The organism is Pelomonas margarita (genome assembly GCF_043555875.1).
In the GTDB taxonomy this organism is placed as follows: Bacteria; Pseudomonadota; Gammaproteobacteria; order Burkholderiales; family Burkholderiaceae_C; genus Pelomonas; species Pelomonas margarita.
Genome location: NZ_JBIGHW010000036.1, coordinates 1 through 2716 on the forward strand (window position 1 = coordinate 1; position 2716 = coordinate 2716).

Consider the following 2716-nt stretch of genomic DNA (forward strand, 5'->3'; position numbering starts at 1 on the left):
CGCGGTGCGCCTGCTGCCTCAAAAGAGCCGAAAGGATCGGCATGTGCGGGCCAAAACGACATCAGTTCGAACACGTCAGCCGTCGGCATGACGGAGCGTCGAAATCGCCAACTTGTTCAGCGTAGCCTTAGATGTCACGGTCCCCGCCGCCTCGCTGAAAACGTTCGCCCAGGGCCAGATGAGCGGGGCACGCAGCTTGGCGATCAGTTTGGCCACCGTGACCTCTCCGGTCATGGCCGCGATCTTTCCCACAACTGTCCCGGACAAGATGCGATTAAGCGATCGGGACCGGCTGGAACTGCTTTTCTCGGCTGTCGTGGAAATTGACCAGTTCAAGCCAAACGCTGCTGAATCCCTGACCTTCGAGATCCCGCGCGAGCTACGCCTGCTTTGGGCTTCAAATAACGGCAAGACCTCGGCGAAGGCTTCCGCCCGCATCGAGGGAGGCGCCGGTGCCGGCGTTGGGGTAGCCACCGCATCCGCCTCCGCAGATGTGGGCGGATCAATCTCTAGGGAATTAACTTTCGAGTCGTTCGACACCTACCTCATCCAGGATACGGCGCTGCAGCCCAGTTCTTCGATGAGCATCAAAGAGCTCCGCGCACTTGTGTCCGACTTGGTCGCCTCGGCCTCCACGTCATCGCCAGATACGATGAACGCCGGCGTGGTGATCAATCGTTTCCAGGCTTCCTTCCGCGACTTCACCAAGACCCTGTGCGACTTGAAGTGGAAGCCCGATACCTCTGCCGACGGATCAGTGTCGACGGGCTGGGACCAGAACACAAATATGTGCGTAATTTCGTTCAAGCCGGCGCCGGGGTGGACGGCCGTGCCCAGCGTGAAGCTCAAAGTCAACGGGCTAGCGCCGCGGACGCCCGAGTTCTGGCTTACCGTGGATATGCCACTGGTGGGCAAGCTGTAGCGGATTTTGGCACCTGGGCCTTGTCAATTTCGAGTTGTCGCTCGCGGCGCTTACTGCGATGCTTAACTTTCAAAGTCCATGGCCGTGCAACGGCCACGAGCGGGGCCAGTTTCTCAACTGACCACCCAGAAAAGTCAGACGTGAGCTAATCGGGCTCCAGTTCGAGCAGCCAATAGTCAGTCGTCAAGGCGAGGAGCGGTAGGCAATGAGCGATCAACTGGATCTAAAGTGCTCATCCCACATCGCCACGCGGAATCCAGTCCTGCAACTGCTCCCATTTCCGATGATGCTCGTGCGCCGCGCGCGACGCCAACGGGATCCCGAAGGCGCACGCGCAGATCTTGGCCACCTCGTCCAGCTGACGGCGCGACAGGTGCAGCACCGCCCAGTCCTCGTCATTGAAAACCGGCAGGACAGCGACCACGTGGACGTGCACGTGCCGCTTGTCGCCGTGGGCGACGAACAGGCTGGGCCGGTTCTCTGTCCAGCCCAGAAAGTCCAGCACGTCGCGCGCGATCCGATACGCGTTCTGGGCCGGAGACCTTCCTGCGCGGGATGTGGTCGTGCGGATCGATCGGCGCGCGCAGCACCTTCGTGGCAGCCGGCGAGAACGAGATGATGATGTGGGCGTACCAGACATCCGGCAGGGCCTGGCCTGATCGAGCAGCGCGGCAATAGCGGTCCATCTGCTGCGTCAGTTGCGAGGCGGCGTCGCGGATCTCGGTGCCCCAGGGCATGGCCGAGAGCACCAGCTTGTGCAGCTGCGGCGCCCCCAGCAAGCGAACGCCCGCGCCCGCCATGGACTGGTGCGGCGAGAACAAATATCGCAGCAGACGCCGAAGATCGCATCGCCGCCTGGGCTGCTTGCGCCTGAAGTTGACGATCTTCAGGAGCACCCGAGGTCCTCGGCCAGACGGGCCAGCATGATCTTCGCATCGGCGAGATTCGCAGCGGCATCCTGCATCCGCCTCGATGACCGGCGGGCACCCGAAAAGACGCTGTCCAGGCTCATGGCCAGACCGAGCAGGACCTGCGACAGCCGCACGAGTTCAGCGGGCGGCGACACCGAGTCTCGGGATGCCAAGGCCGGCGCGCTTGCTGCATGCCAGACCCCGTCGCGCATGCAGCGGCGCAGGCCGAGCAGGATCAGCTCGGAGCGGCTGCGATGCGCGGCAATCGCACATTCATCCAGCTGCGCGATCTCCTTCGGGGCCATCCGGAAGTTGACGGGGCGGGTCGGCTGGGCGGACCTGTCCGCGCTGACCATTCGCCTGCGGGCCGGCAGCGCCCGGGTCTTGGAACCCTGCCTGGTTGGACACTTGTCGTTCATTCTTGATTACACAGGTTTTGATCCAGGAGACATGTCGTCAACGGTGTGTCGACACGCGGTCGAGCAAAGTCCGCACACCTTCCTGGATGAGGACTTGCTCGTCATCGCAGCGTGCTCAGTGCAGCGGCTGGTCCAGGCGGCTCAGTTGCTGCTCGGTGTAGCGGCGGTTCTGCAGGGGCCAGCCCGCCGCGAAGCCCTCTGGAGTCCGCCGGAGATGCTCGGCCACGATGGATGCAGCCACGCGCAGCCGCTCGTAATCGATCGGCAGTTGCACGCTGCGCTCGATCTCGGTCTTGAGCCGGGCCGCTGGATAGCTGATGTTCAGCCGCGGCGTCTTCGGGTGCGTATTTCAGCCCATCGTGGACGGCGTTTCAGACTGATGGTGGACGGGATTTCAGCGTGATCGTGGACGGCGTTTCAGTCTGATCGTGGACGCTGTTTCAGCGTCATCGTGGACGCTGGGG

4 protein-coding genes are annotated in these 2716 nt (G+C 62.9%); 1 reads left to right on the forward strand and 3 read right to left on the reverse strand.

Annotated elements, in window-relative coordinates; genetic code table 11:
- The first annotated feature begins 112 nt into the window (after positions 1 to 112).
- Positions 113 to 922 (forward strand): hypothetical protein, encoded by an 810-nt coding sequence (locus ACG0Z3_RS23015; RefSeq protein WP_394402352.1) that lies wholly within the window; start codon positions 113 to 115, stop codon positions 920 to 922.
- A gap of 232 nt (positions 923 to 1154) precedes the next feature.
- Here ACG0Z3_RS23015 and ACG0Z3_RS23020 read toward each other — a convergent pair whose 3' ends face one another.
- The 3 genes from ACG0Z3_RS23020 to ACG0Z3_RS23030 all read right to left on the reverse strand — a co-directional run bounded on the left by ACG0Z3_RS23020 (position 1155) and on the right by ACG0Z3_RS23030 (position 2526).
- Positions 1155 to 1427, reverse strand: coding sequence for a hypothetical protein (locus ACG0Z3_RS23020; RefSeq protein WP_394402354.1), 273 nt, complete (start codon positions 1425 to 1427; stop codon positions 1155 to 1157).
- A gap of 381 nt (positions 1428 to 1808) precedes the next feature.
- Positions 1809 to 2252, reverse strand: a complete 444-nt coding sequence (locus ACG0Z3_RS23025) for a hypothetical protein (protein WP_394402356.1) — start codon at positions 2250 to 2252, stop codon at positions 1809 to 1811.
- 115 nt (positions 2253 to 2367) lie between these two features.
- Entirely contained in the window at positions 2368 to 2526 is a 159-nt protein-coding gene (locus ACG0Z3_RS23030) for a hypothetical protein (RefSeq protein ID WP_394402358.1), read from the reverse strand.
- Positions 2527 to 2716: the final 190 nt, after the last annotated feature.

Coding starts and splice junctions, on each gene's coding strand:
- ACG0Z3_RS23025 (WP_394402356.1), bottom strand. CDS start 2,252: ATGAACGACAAGTGTCCAACCAGGCAGGGTTCCAAGACCCGGGCGCTG.